Source organism: Streptosporangium sp. NPDC050855, assembly GCF_044456585.1.
Lineage (GTDB): Bacteria > Actinomycetota > Actinomycetes > Streptosporangiales > Streptosporangiaceae > Streptosporangium > Streptosporangium longisporum.
Map to the genome: position 1 here is coordinate 15,784 of NZ_JBITFY010000016.1, position 13,365 is coordinate 29,148.

At 70.2% G+C, this 13,365-nt stretch carries 15 protein-coding genes; 5 read left to right on the forward strand and 10 right to left on the reverse strand.

All coding sequences use genetic code 11. The annotated features are described in order from the left end of the window. Positions 1 to 217: 217 nt before the first annotated feature. The 4 genes from ACIBCT_RS28450 to ACIBCT_RS28465 all read right to left on the reverse strand — a co-directional run bounded on the left by ACIBCT_RS28450 (position 218) and on the right by ACIBCT_RS28465 (position 2,646). A complete protein-coding gene (locus ACIBCT_RS28450; RefSeq protein WP_399193673.1) occupies positions 218 to 814 on the reverse strand; it encodes a maleylpyruvate isomerase family mycothiol-dependent enzyme in 597 nt (198 codons plus the stop codon). After that, on the reverse strand, positions 811 to 1,251 hold the full coding sequence (locus tag ACIBCT_RS28455) for an SRPBCC domain-containing protein (protein WP_399193675.1): 441 nt from the start codon (positions 1,249 to 1,251) through the stop codon (positions 811 to 813). The genes ACIBCT_RS28450 and ACIBCT_RS28455 overlap by 4 nt, the downstream gene beginning before the upstream one ends. Further along, on the reverse strand, positions 1,248 to 1,595 hold the full coding sequence (locus ACIBCT_RS28460) for an ArsR/SmtB family transcription factor (protein WP_399193678.1): 348 nt from the start codon (positions 1,593 to 1,595) through the stop codon (positions 1,248 to 1,250). Before ACIBCT_RS28460 ends, ACIBCT_RS28455 begins: the two co-directional genes overlap by 4 nt. A gap of 100 nt (positions 1,596 to 1,695) precedes the next feature. Next, positions 1,696 to 2,646, reverse strand: coding sequence for a helix-turn-helix domain-containing protein (locus ACIBCT_RS28465; RefSeq protein WP_399193680.1), 951 nt, complete (start codon positions 2,644 to 2,646; stop codon positions 1,696 to 1,698). Positions 2,647 to 2,867: 221 nt separating this feature from the next. Here ACIBCT_RS28465 and ACIBCT_RS28470 point away from each other — a divergent pair, with 221 nt between their 5' ends. Both ACIBCT_RS28470 and ACIBCT_RS28475 read left to right on the forward strand, forming a co-directional pair. Continuing rightward, complete coding sequence (locus ACIBCT_RS28470; RefSeq protein ID WP_399193682.1) at positions 2,868 to 4,523, forward strand: serine hydrolase domain-containing protein; 1,656 nt, start codon at positions 2,868 to 2,870, stop codon at positions 4,521 to 4,523. A gap of 136 nt (positions 4,524 to 4,659) precedes the next feature. Beyond that, positions 4,660 to 5,493, forward strand: coding sequence for an MBL fold metallo-hydrolase (locus ACIBCT_RS28475; RefSeq protein ID WP_399193684.1), 834 nt, complete (start codon positions 4,660 to 4,662; stop codon positions 5,491 to 5,493). Between the two features lie 175 nt (positions 5,494 to 5,668). Here the strand turns inward: ACIBCT_RS28475 and ACIBCT_RS28480 are convergent, their stop codons facing one another. Together ACIBCT_RS28480 and ACIBCT_RS28485 are read right to left on the reverse strand one after the other, a co-directional pair. After that, positions 5,669 to 6,640 (reverse strand): hypothetical protein, encoded by a 972-nt coding sequence (locus tag ACIBCT_RS28480; RefSeq protein ID WP_399193686.1) that lies wholly within the window; start codon positions 6,638 to 6,640, stop codon positions 5,669 to 5,671. Further along, positions 6,637 to 7,197, reverse strand: coding sequence for an RNA polymerase sigma factor (locus ACIBCT_RS28485; RefSeq protein WP_399193688.1), 561 nt, complete (start codon positions 7,195 to 7,197; stop codon positions 6,637 to 6,639). Before ACIBCT_RS28485 ends, ACIBCT_RS28480 begins: the two co-directional genes overlap by 4 nt. Positions 7,198 to 7,700: 503 nt before the next feature. On the opposite strand from ACIBCT_RS28485, the gene ACIBCT_RS28490 reads away from it, so the two are divergent. Further along, entirely contained in the window at positions 7,701 to 8,060 is a 360-nt protein-coding gene (locus tag ACIBCT_RS28490) for a helix-turn-helix domain-containing protein (RefSeq protein ID WP_399193690.1), read from the forward strand. A 15-nt stretch (positions 8,061 to 8,075) separates the two neighbouring features. Here ACIBCT_RS28490 and ACIBCT_RS28495 read toward each other — a convergent pair whose 3' ends face one another. Together ACIBCT_RS28495 and ACIBCT_RS28500 are read right to left on the reverse strand one after the other, a co-directional pair. After that, positions 8,076 to 8,678, reverse strand: a complete 603-nt coding sequence (locus ACIBCT_RS28495; protein WP_399193692.1) for a ClpP family protease — start codon at positions 8,676 to 8,678, stop codon at positions 8,076 to 8,078. Beyond that, positions 8,675 to 9,301 carry a ClpP family protease gene (locus tag ACIBCT_RS28500; RefSeq protein ID WP_399193694.1) on the reverse strand — a complete coding sequence of 209 codons (627 nt, stop codon included), beginning with the start codon at positions 9,299 to 9,301 and terminating at the stop codon, positions 8,675 to 8,677. The genes ACIBCT_RS28495 and ACIBCT_RS28500 overlap by 4 nt, the downstream gene beginning before the upstream one ends. 279 nt (positions 9,302 to 9,580) lie before the next feature. Here ACIBCT_RS28500 and ACIBCT_RS28505 point away from each other — a divergent pair, with 279 nt between their 5' ends. Together ACIBCT_RS28505 and ACIBCT_RS28510 are read left to right on the forward strand one after the other, a co-directional pair. Further along, positions 9,581 to 10,057, forward strand: coding sequence for a DUF1772 domain-containing protein (locus ACIBCT_RS28505; protein WP_399193696.1), 477 nt, complete (start codon positions 9,581 to 9,583; stop codon positions 10,055 to 10,057). Between the two features lie 150 nt (positions 10,058 to 10,207). Next, a complete protein-coding gene (locus ACIBCT_RS28510; protein WP_399193698.1) occupies positions 10,208 to 11,281 on the forward strand; it encodes an alpha/beta fold hydrolase in 1,074 nt (357 codons plus the stop codon). Between the two features lie 245 nt (positions 11,282 to 11,526). On the opposite strand, the gene ACIBCT_RS28515 is transcribed toward ACIBCT_RS28510, so the two are convergent. Both ACIBCT_RS28515 and ACIBCT_RS28520 read right to left on the reverse strand, forming a co-directional pair. Further along, positions 11,527 to 12,690: an MFS transporter gene (locus ACIBCT_RS28515; protein ID WP_399193700.1), complete on the reverse strand. Its 1,164-nt coding sequence runs from the start codon at positions 12,688 to 12,690 to the stop codon at positions 11,527 to 11,529. Then, entirely contained in the window at positions 12,687 to 13,166 is a 480-nt protein-coding gene (locus ACIBCT_RS28520; protein WP_399193702.1) for a GNAT family N-acetyltransferase, read from the reverse strand. Before ACIBCT_RS28520 ends, ACIBCT_RS28515 begins: the two co-directional genes overlap by 4 nt. Positions 13,167 to 13,365 lie beyond the last annotated feature (199 nt).

Sequence of the window (13,365 nt, forward strand, 5' to 3'; positions counted from 1 at the left end):
CCACGAGGGAGGCCGCCACCGTGACAGACCACCCCCGTTCCCTTTCGTCCGGTACTTCCGCGCCGTCACCGACTCCATGCGGGAGCTCCGCATGGGCTCGGTCCACCGGCCCGCGCTCGGAGGAGAGATCAGCGAGTACGGCTACGACCGCTGCCCCATGTCCGTCCTCCAGGGGAATTGATCCGAGCTCCCGGCGTCGCCGGATCGGCCGGGAGCCTCAGGCGCGGGGCAGCGCCCGGCCGTCGGGCAGCGTCCGGCCGGACAGGAGCGCGACCAGGGAGCCGCTGTCGGCGCGCACGAGCCGGCCGGTTCCCCGGCTCCAGCCGGTGTCGGTGGCCTCGAGCCGTACCCCGGTCAGGTCGGTCCCGAACCAGGTGCCGTCGGCGGCGGCGAGCCGGTCGAGGACGGCGGTCACGGCCTCGGCCGGTGCGACCGCGGGCCGGTCGAGCGCGATCGTCACGTCCAGGGAGTGGATGACGGCGTGGCTCAGCGCACCGGCCGCGCCGCCGCCCGGGGGCTGCCACGCGTGCAGCCCCGGCGACCGGAGCCGGCCGAGCAGGTCGGCGGCGGGCAGCGAGGCGTCCCGTGCGGCCACGGTGTCGGAGAGCACGGTGAAGTCGCCACCGGCCGCCGCCATCTCGGCCCCGAACCGCTCGGGGGTGAGCCGCACCGGCATCGTCACGTGCGCGACCACGTGACGGACGAGCCACTTCTCGCACAGCGTCGGGGCGTCCCAGGTGCCGGCGTCCGCGACGGCGAGGAGGTCGGCGAGCCCCGTACAGGTCGGCGCCACCCAGGACTGCGGGTCGGTCATGACCGATCTCCCTGTACGAGGTGGGCGAGGTGGTCCCCGAGCTTGTCGAGGGAGGTGAGGAAGCCGTCACGGGCCCGGGGCGTGCGCATCGCCTCGGGCACGTGCCGCTGATGGATGACGACCGCGGTCCTGCCGTCGCCGAGGTCGTCGAGCGTGCCGGTGGTGTGCATCCCGGTCGCAGGCTCGACCCAGGCGAGCCGTCCGGGCGGGACGACCTCGGTGAAGGTGGCGACCATCCGGTGGTCGCCGTGCTCGCCGACCATCAGGGTCTCGAACCGGCCACCGGGACGGAGTTCGACCACGATGCCGTCGATCGGCGTGCTCATGCCGGCCGGCCCCCAGAACCGCGCGAGCTCGGCGGGCTCGGTGAGGCACCGCCACACCAGCTCGCGCGGCGCGTCGAAGACCCGCCGGTGGACGAGTTCGTCGTCGCTCACCGGTCGTCACGTTCCTGCAGGCGGGCGAGGTGCGCCTCCAGCCGGTCCATCCGGTCCGACCACACGCGCCGGCTCTCCTCGATCCAGGAGAGCGCGGCCTCGAGCGCCCCGGGTTCGAGGCGGCACGGCCGGGTCTGGCGGTGCCGTCCCTGACTGATCAGGCCGGACCGCTCCAGCACCCGGATGTGCTGGGAGACGGCCTGCATGCTCATGGCGTACGGCTCGGCCAGCTCCTTGACCGTCGCCTCGCCCGCGCTCAGCCGGAGCACGATGTCCCGCCTGGTGCGGTCGCTGAGCGCCGTGAACAGGGCATCGAGCCGTTCGTCCTCGACAGTGGTTCCCATGCAGGTACTTAAGCATTCGCTTTATAAAGTGTCAACTTGAAGATGCTGGTCACCCGTGCGCGGCCGGAGGGATCGCGGTCGCGACGTCCGTCCGGCTTCGTCATTTCCGGGCCCCTCGGGCCGAGCCCGGAGCGGCGCTCAGGGCGTCGCGTTGCGCGGGGCTCAGGCGGTCGGGTCTCGGGATGACGGCGTACGCGCCGCGCCCGGTCCGCTCCACGGTGAGCGGGTCGGCGAGGATCGGACGACGGCCGATCGCGTCCAGGGCTTCGGCCGTCCGCGGGACGGGCCAGTCCAGTGCCGCGGCGAGGTCGTCCACGGTGAGCGGCCGGGCGGCGTGGACCAGCGCGGCCAGCACGGTCAGCGCGTCGCGCACGACGGCGTCGGTGAGGCCGCTGTCGTTCATCTGCTCGCTGATCCAGGCGAAGAACCGGGCCATCCGGTCCAGCCGGGTGCCGATGGACGTGCCGGAGCCGAAGAGCTCGCTCCCGTGCCGCGCGGCGGCCGCGATCTCGGTGTGCGCCCCGGTGTCGGCCTCGAACGCCCGGAGCCAGACGTCGTCGTCGACGACGTACCGCTCGCGGCGGCCGGAATCCCGTGTGCGCCTGACCAGCTCGATCGCCTCGAGGTGGCCGACGGCCTTGGACACCGACGCCGGGCTGACCCGTAACCGGCGTACGAGCTCGGCGGACGTCAGACTCCCGGAGTCGGAGGTGAGCAGGCAGACGAACACGCGGGCGGGCATCCGGGGGAGGCCGGTCCCGGCCAGCAGCGTCGCGAACTGCTCCATGAAACCGCGCACGGACTCGGCCGGTCGCCCGTCGGCCGGTGGCTCCGTGGCCTGAACCGGTCTGCGGCGGCGGGCGCGCAGCCCGGTGGACCGCTGCGCGTGGTCGGCCAGGTACCCGCCGGGCGCGCTGTTGCGCGCCACCTCGCGGCTGATCGTGGACGTGGGCCTGCCCAGCCGCCTGGCGATCTCCGCGTACCCCAGCCCTTCGGCCAGCCAGATCGCGATCTGCCGGCGATCGTCGTGGGTCAGCCTGCCTCCGGGCATCGGCCCACCCTCCTGTCGGCTCGGGTCCACGGGTGCGTTCACCAACAGTACATTGCAACGGAGGATCGACGTGAATTGCATTCATCGACAATATCATCGCAACGATTAACACGAATAACCAGCATTAAGGCGCATGAATGGATGTTCTACGTTGACCAAGGTTGAAATGCAACGTAGCCTTTTATCGTCCAGAAAGATTCGCTCAAGACGAGGACCCCTTTATGGCACAAGCGTTGGACGTGGCCCGGATACGCGCCCGCGTCTCCGAACTGCTCGCGGAGTACCGGATCCCGAGTGCCGCGATCGGTGTCCTCGTCGACGGGGAGATCACCGACTTCGCGGTCGGCGTCGGGAACGTCTCCACACGGGAGCCCGCCACGACCCGCACGATCTACCAGTGCGGCTCCGTGTCCAAGACATGGACCGCCCTGGCCTTCATGCGGCTCGTCGACGAGGGGAAGGTCGCCCTGGACGAGCCGGTGCGGACCTACCTCCCCGGTTTCCGGGTCGCCGACCCCGACGTCGGCGCCAGGGTCACCCCCCGCCACCTCCTCGACCACACCGGCGGCATCGAGGAGAGCTACGGGGACCCGGGCGAGGGTGACGACGTGTACGAGCGCATGGTGGAGAACATCGCCGGCGCGAGCCAGGTCCACCCCCTGGGCCGCACTCACGGCTACAGCCCGGCCCTGGGATACGCGATCCTCGCCCGCATCATGGAGGTGATCGACGGCGGGCGGTGGGACGACATCATGAAAAATCGCCTGTTCGACCCCCTGGGGCTGACCTCGACGAACACCCGGCACGAGCACGTCGACCGGAACCGGGCCGCGACCGGACACCTGGTCCGATCCCTCGAAGAAGGCCCCGTCCGCTCACCGCTGGACCACCTGCCGCGCTCCTTCGGTCCCGGAGGGAACGTCACCACGACGGCCAGGGAACTGCTCACGATGGCGCACGTGTTCCTCGACGAGGGAAAGGCGCCGAACGGGACGGAGATCGTCTCGCCCGGCATCATCCGCGAGATGACGGAGTCGCGGGTCCCCGTACCCGACCCGTACACGTTCGGGCCGGAGTGGGCACTCGGCCTCATCGTGTGCGACTGGCACGGCCGGACCGTCTACGCCCACGACGGCAGCACGATCGGCCAGAGCGCCCGCCTGCGGATCCTGCCGGAATCGAACATCGCCGTCTCGATGCTGGTGAACGCCGGACCGCGGGACGGCTTCTACCGGAAGGTGTTCAACGAGATCCTGGCCGACCTCGGCGCGGTCACCATCCCCGGCCTGCCGGAGCCCGACCCGGCCCTGGTCCTCGATCCGTCCAGGTACGAAGGCTGCTACGAGCGCCCCGGCACCCGTTACGACGTGGTGGCCGAGCACGGAGCACTCCGCCTCAAGTTCACCCTGGACCCCATGGAGGCGGAACTCCTCGGCAAGCTGCAGCAGCTCGACCACGAGCTGCTCCCGATCAGCGAGACCCACTTCCTGATGCCTTCGGACGATCCGCTCGAGGACCCCCGGACGGTCGCGATCTACGACTTCGAGAACGGTGCCGCACAGTACCTGCACGTCAACTGCCGAGTGAACCCGAGAGCCGACGAGGAGAGTGCCAGAGTGCACGTCATGGCCGTTTCCACGATCTCCGACGACGACGGTTTCTGGGATTCCCTGAAGAAGGCGTACGGCCGGCTTCCCGCGGGGGCCAGGTGGACGGTGGGGGTGGCGAGCACCGACGGGACCAAGGCGGTGAACGTCATCGTCCACGACTCGATCGACGGCGTCAGGAGCTTCTTCGAGGATCACGCCGGTGCCTTCGCCACGACGGAGTACTTCGAGGTCGACGCGGCCAACGCCCTCGGCCTCCCCGCGACGTGACCGCTCCGTGCGTGGCGTCGGCCGGGCACCCCGGTCCCGGCTCGTACGCCTCACCCCCATAGTGCTTGCAAAATGCCACCACTAAGCACTACGGTCTCGGCAGGCGGTTGCACATCACGAGCGGAGGGAGCCACCCGTGCTGAAGCAGGTCGCGGAGGGTGTGCTGGTCCACGAGAGCGAGTTCTGCCAGAGCAATGCCGTCGTCGTGCACGGCCGGGCAGGCTCGTTGCTCATCGACGCGGGGGTGCAGGACCACGAGATGGCCTGCCTCGCCGACGACCTGTCCGATTCGGGCCGGACCGTCGTGGCGGGCTTCTCGACGCATCCGGACTGGGATCACCTCCTCTGGCACGCCCGGCTCGGCACGGCCCCCCGATACGGCACGGCCCGCTGCGCGGCCGCCGTCCGGGACCAGCTGTCCGACCCGAACATCAAGGCCGACATCACCGAGCACCTGCTCGAGACGGGCATCGCCGAGAAGGTCCCGCTCGACCTGTACGGCCTGATCACCGCCCTGCCGGGCGAGACGGCGCGGATCCCATGGGACGGCCCCGAGGCCCGGATCATCGAGCATCAGGCGCACGCACCGGGCCACGCGGCGCTGTTCATCGAAGAACGCGGGGTTCTCGTCGCCGGCGACATGCTCTCCGACGTCCTGGTCCCGATGCTCGACCTGGACGGCACCGCCGACCCGATCGAGGACTACCTCGCCGCGCTGCGGCTGCTGGAGGGCGTGGCGGACCGCGTCGACGCCGTCGTCCCCGGTCACGGGTCGGTCGGCGGAGCCGATCAGGTACGCGCACGGATCGAGCAGGACCGGGCGTACGTGCTCGCCCTGCGTGAGGGCCGTGCTCCCGACGACCCGCGGATCGGCCCGTCGGCCAGGCCCGGCTGGGAGTGGGTGAGCGACGTGCACGACGGCCAGACCCGGCGCCTCGCGGAGAGGGACGACCGCGGCGGCACCCGCTGACGACCGGTACGCGGCACGTTGCCGGGACGGAGGATCCGACGCGGTGGTCGCGGTGAGATCACCGGAATGCCACTCGCCGCGGGAACCGGCGCTGATCGCCCATCGACGTACCGACACCCCCGGCGGCCCGGCCCCGGCCCGCTCGTGCGGGAGCAGGAGCCGGGCCGCCTGACGGTCAGGAGGCCGGCGGCGGTGCGCTTCCGTTGTAGAACGGGTTCTCGGCCGATCGCCCGGGCGTGACCAGGAAGCGGATCACGCCGGCCTGTACCTGCCAGGCGTGCCATACGACCCAGTCGCCTTCGACACGGCCGGCGGGAACCGGATCGAAGGACGACATACCGCCGGTCCGCGCGTCGACACGGATACGGCTGAACATCACACGCAGGTCCCGCCGGCGAGCCTCGGCCACCATGTCCCGCACGGACCGGCCGTGCCGCAGGGAGACCCCGGCGAACATCTCACCGGGGGCCATGGCCTGGTCGATGTTGGCGTACCGTTCGCCGGGCCGGGCCTGGCGGCCGAGCCGAACGTTCACGCGGCCGGCGAAACCGGCGGGAATGCGCATCACCATGACGCAGCCGCTGTCGCGGCCCGGCCGGCACCCCTTCGGAGCGGTCTCCGCCGACATGGCGACGCCGCCGAACCGAAGGCCGGAGGGATCCGACTCGGTCTGCGGATCGGGAATCCGATCGGGAGCCTGGTCGCCGCCGACAATCATGCCCAGGATCTGTCCCACGGCTCCTGGGGAGACCGGCACCGGACGCAGGTCGATGTCCAGGCCGACCGCGCGGAACGCCTCGGTGTACCTGGCGTGATCGGCGAAGGGGTCGATGATCCGTGCGACGTACTGCGGGCCGTCGCGCACGATCGCGACGGCGGAGTTGGCATAGCTGACGGCGCTCCGGTCGCGCAGCAGGCTGGGGCCGACGACGACGCCGGCGACGAGCATGCCGACGACGACCGCCGCGATCGTCAACCGCGTTCTCCGGGGTCGCCCGCCGGCCGGTGAGGGCGGCACCGCGGTGTGCGGCCGTGAGGCGGTGATGGCGGCGAGCAGCGTTCGCGCCCCCGCGGCGGACGCCTGCCCGGTCAGTTCGTCGTCGCGGACCCGGGCCAGACGGCTGATCGCTTCATCGGTGACGTTCATAGCGGCCTTCCTGCCGGGATCTGCGCGGTTCTGGTCATCGGCGTGAACGTGAGGTCCGCCGCGGCCAGCCGGTGTGCGAAGCGCTTGCGGGCGCGGTGGAGCCGGATGCGTACGGCGTTGCGGGAGCAGCCCAGGACACGGGCGATCTCGGCGGCGTCCAGGCCTTCCCAGGCGACCAGCGACAACAGCTCGCGATCGTCGTCGGACAGCCCGCGGAACACGTCGGCCACCTGGGTGAACTCCAGGCGCTCATCGGACGGGGCGGTACGGGCGTAGAAGGCGACGACATCCTCGTCCAGTGTCGTGTGGCGGCTGCGGTGCCGCAGGCGTCCCCTGCGGTGGCCGGCCAGGACGTTGCGCGCCACGCCGTACAGCCACAGCCGCGCCTCGCCACCGGCGGGCAGGTCCTCTATGCGGCGCCACGCGATCTCGAACGTCTCGGCCACCACGTCGGCCGCGTCCTGAGCGCAGTCGCAGCGGCGGATCGCATAGCCCAAGATCTGTTCGTAGGTGTCGAGGTAGACCTTCTCGAACCGGATGTGATGGTTGTCATCCACTGATAGTCCTCATGACCGGCCTTCCGCGTGATGGGGGTTCGCGTATGCCCCTTCATGTCGCAGATGCCGCGATCATTTCTCTGCCCCCTGGGCATCCCTTCCTTCTACCGTGACGGGCGGGTCCGCGTGCCGGAGGGCTTCACGCCGTGCGCTACCGGTGAGCGGCCGTCGTTCCCGTTCGATCGTCTTGGCGGGGAGGGCACGGCGCGTCCGGGCGGTGCTGCCGGTTCTCGTCGACGTTCACAGATCCCGTGATCGGCGAGTGCTGTCCTGACTCGTCGAAGGCGATGCCCGTTCCCGGCTACGGAGTCATACGCATGGACCGTGGTCACCCGGTCGGTCGCCCGGCGATACGGAAGGCCGCTCCCGATCTCTCGGGAACGGCCTCTGATCCCAGGTCACGATCTTCCGCGGTCCCGGGGGCGGGACAGAGGAGAGGGGACGGTTCCGCTCTGCGTGAAGTCGGCGGGACTCGAACGCGTCGTCTCTCTATGGTGAGAGGTATGGCGTCCTCTGTCCCGCCGCTACGTCCGGCGATCGATCGGCCCGATCCCACGTCGTCCCCGGCTCGCGAGCCGCTGTGGCGGCACGTGCTCGGCGAGCGTCTGCGGGGTCTTCGTCACGAGCGGGGCGAGAAGCTGAGCGAGACGGCGCGTCGCGCCGGTGTCTCGCCGCAGTATCTCTCCGAGATCGAACGAGGCGTCAAGGAGCCGTCGAGCGAAATGATCGCCGCGGTCGCCGGCGCGCTGGACGTCACCCTGGTCGACCTCACCCTTGCCGTCGCCGAGAGCCTGCGGTCCGCTCAGGGCAGCGGCACGTCGACAGGTGCCACCTGCTCGATGGCGTACGCCCTGGCCGCGTAGCGCGGCCCGCCGGGATCACCCGCGCGTCTGCGAACGCTCCTCGATGATCTCGTCGATGAGCCCGTACTGCAGGGCCGCGGTCGCGGTGAACACGCGATCGTGATCGGTGTCGGCGCGCAGGGTCTCCACACTCTGGCCCGTGTGCCGTGACAGGATGCGCTCGATGTCCGCCCGGACACGGACGACCTCGTCGGCCTGCAGGATGAGGTCGGGGATCGTTCCGCGCCCCTGGGCGGCCGGTTGGTGCAGGATCACCCGTGCGTGCGGGAGGGCGGCCCGTCTTCCCTCGGCCCCCGCGGCGAGGAGGACGGCGCCCACCGCGACGGCCTGCCCGACGCAGGTCGTCTCGACCCGCGGGCGGATGTAGCGCATGGTGTCGTATATCGCGAGCATCGCACTCGGGTCCCCGCCCTCACAGTTGATGTAGAACTGTATGGCGCCGTCGGGGTTCTCCGACTCCAGAAAGATGAACTGCGCGACGAGCGCGTTCGCGACACCCGCGTCGATCGCGGTCCCCAGATAGACGATTCGCTCGGTGAGAAGCTGCGAATAGACGTCCATGATCCGCTCGCCACGGGGATTCTGGGCGATGACGTTGGGGATCGTGTACGTGCTCACTGGTCGGCTCCTTCGGTGATGGTGAATCCGAGCCGCGGGCGATCCTGTGGCGCTATCTCGTCGAAGCTCTGGACGATCGCGTCGATGAAGCCGTAGTCCAGCGCCTCCTGCGCCGTGTACCAGCGATCGTGCAGGGAATCCTCGAATATGCGCTCGAAGGGCTGACCCGTGTCCTCGGAGATGAGGCCGAGCACCGTGTCACGGGTGTGCCGCAGGTCGTCGGCCTGCAGTTCGATGTCGACCGCGGTGCCACCGATCCCGGCCGAGCCCTGGTGCATCAGGACACGTGCGTGCGGCAGGGCACGGCGTTTTCCCCGGGTGCCCGACGACAGCAGGAACTGCCCGGCGCTGTAGGCGATACCCAGCGCGAGGGTCGACACGTCACAGGGAATGAGCCGCATGACGTCACGGATCGCGAGCATCGACGGAACCGAGCCGCCCGGGGAATGGATCCACAGTGCGATGTCGGCCGACGCGTCCTGCGCGGCGAGTGCCATCAACTGCGTGGCGAGCAACGTCCCGTTGTCGTCATTGAGAGGACCGTCGAGAACGAGAACACGCCCGTCGTAGAGCTGACGTCTCACCCGCGCGTCGAACAGTGGAGGTTTCGATTCTTCGCCCATGCGTCCATCCTGCGGGGCGGTCCGGACCGGCGTCGACACGATCTGCCTGCGGCAGATCTGCTCTGAGCAGCGTGAATCCGGCCTCCGGCCCGGTGCCGTGACACCGCGGCCGGAAATGGCCGGTGCCCTGGCATGTGAACCTTCCTCGTCCGCGTGGTGCCATGCTGCGCTCCTACTCCCGGTGCCGTAGAGGGGACGGCTCCTCCTCCCGGTGCCGTACGGGTGGAAGCCACCCGCGGTACGACGACCGGCGTCGGCGGGCGGGCGACGATTACGGCCATGAGAACCTCAGCCAGGTACGTCCACGGGGCCGCGTTGTCGGCCACCGGGCTGCTCGCCGGAGCCTTCGGGTACGGCGCGGCCAACGTGGTCCCCACCTTCGGGGCCGTCCCGCTGGACGTGCGCCTGACCTTCCACACCGCGATGATGGAGGTCAACGAGCCGGTCATGCAGAGTGCGATGGCGCTGGCGATCCTCACCTCGTTCGGACTGGCCGTCGTCCGTCGCGGCCTGCCACGGCGCCTGGCGCTCGGGGCCGGCGTCCTGACGGTGGCCTCGCTGCTGGTGACGGTCTTCGGCAACATCCCGCTGCACTCCCACATCAGGCGATGGGCCGCCGCCGGCTCCGCCCCGGCCGGTCACTCCGAGATCCTGCAGACGTGGGAGCTCTTCCACACGATACGTACCCTGACCGCTCTGTCGGCCTTCGCGGTGATGATCGGCATCGCCGTCCTCGTCCGGCCCGAGACCCGTTGAACGAGCTCGGCGGCTCACCTGGTCCGGAGATCCGGCGCGCAGCTCCGTCCCGGGCCGCCACCACACCCCGGCATCGGACACCGCGACACCGCCACCCCCACCCGGGCACCCGGACACCCGGACACCCGGACACCCGAAGGACGTGAAGCCATGGGGAAACGAAGAATCGTCAGGATCGTCAGGGTGATGCTCACCGTCCTGATCGGGGTGCCGGCACTGGGAGTCGCCGGGCTCACCCTCTGGGACGGCGGCATCGACACCGATCCACGCCGGGCGATCCTCCCTGACATCCGGATCGACCTCCGGACCGCCACGACACGGCTCGGCCCGATCGAGTACGACCTGTACGGCACCGAAGGCCCTGTGCTGCTGTCCGTTCACGCCGGGCTCGGTGGAGCCGACCAGGGACGGCTGTTCGCCGGTTGGCTGCAGAAGGACGGGTTCCGCGTTCTCAGCCCCTCACGGCCCGGTTACCTCGGAACGCCGCTGGAGAGCGGCCGGACCGACGAGGAGCAGGCGGACCTGCTCGCGGCGCTGCTGGACGAGCTGGGCATCGACCGGGTCGGAGTCCTCGCGGTCTCCGCGGGAAGCCCGGTGGGCTACACCTTCGCCGCGCGCCATCCGGACCGGGTCTGGGCACTGGTCTCCATCGGCGGAGTGAGCAGGCCGCGGCCTGCCGGGACGGGCTCACCGCTGCGAAGGGCGTTCATGGACACGGTGGGCCAGAAGCTGGCCCGGCTGACGGCGGAGGTCTCGCTCGAGACCGTCGTCGCGGGGACGTTGAGCGAGACCGGCACCTTCACCGACGGGCAACGGGCCGAGCGCGTCTCGTACATCATGAACACGCCGCACGTGCGGGAGCTCTTCACGGCGATGTTCGACACGACGTTCCCCTACCGGAAGCGCTGGGCGGGCACGGACAACGACGCGGTGCAGGCCCGGCGTGGAGAACTTCCCCTGGAGCGGATCTCGGCTCCGACACTGGTGGTCCACGGCACACAGGACGGTGATGTGCCGTTCGACCACGGGAGGTTCGCGGCCGAGCGGATACCCCGCGCGGAACGGCACTGGATGGAATACGACGATCACCTGGGCTTCTGGCTCGGCCCGAAAGCCGGTCGGGCACAGGCCGCGGCGCGAGACTTCCTCCGGCGACACGTGCCGGGCGGATCCGCCGGCTTTCCGCGGCCTCGCCCAGCCGTGCACGGGCCGGTCCGACCATGATCGGCGAAGGACTCCCCCGCACACCGACCGCGGCACCGGTCCGAGTCCGTCGGCCTCGTACGCCATGATCGGCGCTCATACATCCCGTACGTCCCCAAGGAGCGTCGTGGTCGACGACGAAACCGGACGGGCCGATGTCGGCTGGGACGGCTGGGACGGCTGAACGAACCTCGGTCTGATTCAGACCCGGCTCGACGCGGGGGCCGAGCCGAATTCAGAGGTGCAGCGGCTGCCGTCCGAACGGGTCACAGCCGGGCTGTCACCGTCAGGGTGACAGCGGTCAGTGCGGCGAGCAGCGCCCAGGCGGGCGCGAAGCCGCCGGTCAGGTCCGTGAGCAGGCCGAGCACGGGTGGTGCCAGGATGACCGCCACCTGGTTGACCGCCATGGCCAGGCCGAGGGCGAACCCGGTCCGGCCCGGCGGCGCCGATTCGGCGGCGTAGGCGACCCAGGGGCCGTACCAGCCGATCCCGAAGAAGCCGAGCCAGACGAAGAGCAGGCAGGCCGCGACGGGGGATCGGCCGACGGGGGTCGTCAACAGCGTCATCCCGATGATCACGGCGGCCAGGCATGTCAGGACGCAGGCGTAGCGGCCGGATGCGTGGCGGTCGCTCCAGGCCGCAAGGCAGACACGGCCCAGCGCGCCCGCGCACTGGACCGCGACGTAGACCAAGGCCGCCGAGGCGGGGGTCATGGACGTCACCTCGTGCAGGTACAGCACGGTGAGGACGCCCACACCGCTGTGCACCGAAACCATGCTCGTACCGGACAAGATGATCTTCTTCATGTACGGCTCGCGGAGCAGTTCCAGCCGCACGAGGGACGTGGCCGGCGTCGGGTGCCGGTCCGGCGGGCGGCGGTAGAAGACCATGAAGGCGACGGCGCCCGACAGGGCGACGAGCGCGCCGGCCACGAGCGTCGACCGCCAACCGAAGGCCGTCGCCAGCGAGGGAAGCGCGAGGGCGGCGAGGACGCCCCCGAGCGGAAGCCCCGCCTGGCGGACGCCCATGGCCATGCCACGCTGCCGGGCGTCGAACCAGGACGCCACCGATTTACTGCCGCCCGGCTGAATGGTGCTGTATCCCGCACCGACGATCAGCAGGGCGACGAGCAAGGAGACATACCCCGGGGCCGCACTTCCGGCGGCCAGCGCGACGGCGACCACCAGAGCACCGATCCCGACGATCCAGCGTTCGTCGTGGCGGTCCAGCAGGCGTCCCGCCACGAGCAGCCCGGCCAGGGGAAGCAGCTGAGCCGCCGACAGCAGCAGGCCCAGCTGGGTCGTGTTCAGTCCCAGGTCTCGTTGCAGGTGGACACTCATCGCGCCGATGCCCTGCACGAAGAACGCGGCCGCGGCCTGGGTGAAGGTCGCGACACCCAGAACGACCCAGCGGTATCGCGACGTCTTCACGGCTTCCGGCACAGCAGGGGATCAGGGTGATCGCAGAAGCCGAGCTGCCGGTAGAGCGGTTCCGCCTGACGGGAGGCGGTGAGGTCGACCCGTACGGCGTCGCGGTCGCGGAACCAGTCGAGCAGACCGAGCATGATCGTCCGGCCGTGCCCGCGCCGCCGGTACGACGGGTCGGTGACCATGCCGATGACGTGGCCGATCCTCCCGTTGCGGGAGTGGGGACCGGGGAACCACTGTTCGATGGTGCCGATGCCGCAGGCGGCCAGGCCGGTGTCGCCGTCCACGACCAGGATCCGGCAGTCGGGTTCGGTCAGCTTCTGCTCGAAGACCCGTGCGAGCGCGTCGCGCCAGTCGTCACCGGCGTTCGCGGGGTTGAAGAAGTCACCGCCGAGGTCGTCGAAGAGCAGTGCCCGGAGACGGACGAGTTCTGAAATATCGTGCTCTGTTGCTGTTCGCATCATGACGTACAGGCTCATGTAATGAGCTTGTACGTCTCAACCCTTACGGCGCGGACGCGGTGAGCTTCCCCGCGGAACCGGCGAACCGCCCGTCGGCGAGCGCCGGTGAACCCGACGGCCGCTGCCGCACGGCAGCGCCACACGGGGCACTCCACACCGACCATGACCATGCGCTACGCCGCCACGCCCGACGAGCACGCCGAGCGGGCACTCCTCG

Excerpts from the sequence above, each read along its gene's own strand:
- ACIBCT_RS28450 (WP_399193673.1), bottom strand. The coding sequence starts at position 814 with ATGACCGACCCGCAGTCCTGGGTGGCGCCGACCTGTACGGGGCTCGCC.
- ACIBCT_RS28460 (WP_399193678.1), bottom strand. The coding sequence starts at position 1,595 with ATGGGAACCACTGTCGAGGACGAACGGCTCGATGCCCTGTTCACGGCG.
- ACIBCT_RS28465 (WP_399193680.1), bottom strand. The coding sequence starts at position 2,646 with ATGCCCGGAGGCAGGCTGACCCACGACGATCGCCGGCAGATCGCGATC.
- ACIBCT_RS28470 (WP_399193682.1), top strand. The coding sequence starts at position 2,868 with ATGGCACAAGCGTTGGACGTGGCCCGGATACGCGCCCGCGTCTCCGAA.
- ACIBCT_RS28480 (WP_399193686.1), bottom strand. The coding sequence starts at position 6,640 with ATGAACGTCACCGATGAAGCGATCAGCCGTCTGGCCCGGGTCCGCGAC.
- ACIBCT_RS28490 (WP_399193690.1), top strand. The coding sequence starts at position 7,701 with ATGGCGTCCTCTGTCCCGCCGCTACGTCCGGCGATCGATCGGCCCGAT.
- ACIBCT_RS28500 (WP_399193694.1), bottom strand. The coding sequence starts at position 9,301 with ATGGGCGAAGAATCGAAACCTCCACTGTTCGACGCGCGGGTGAGACGT.
- ACIBCT_RS28505 (WP_399193696.1), top strand. The coding sequence starts at position 9,581 with ATGAGAACCTCAGCCAGGTACGTCCACGGGGCCGCGTTGTCGGCCACC.
- ACIBCT_RS28510 (WP_399193698.1), top strand. The coding sequence starts at position 10,208 with ATGGGGAAACGAAGAATCGTCAGGATCGTCAGGGTGATGCTCACCGTC.
- ACIBCT_RS28520 (WP_399193702.1), bottom strand. The coding sequence starts at position 13,166 with ATGAGCCTGTACGTCATGATGCGAACAGCAACAGAGCACGATATTTCA.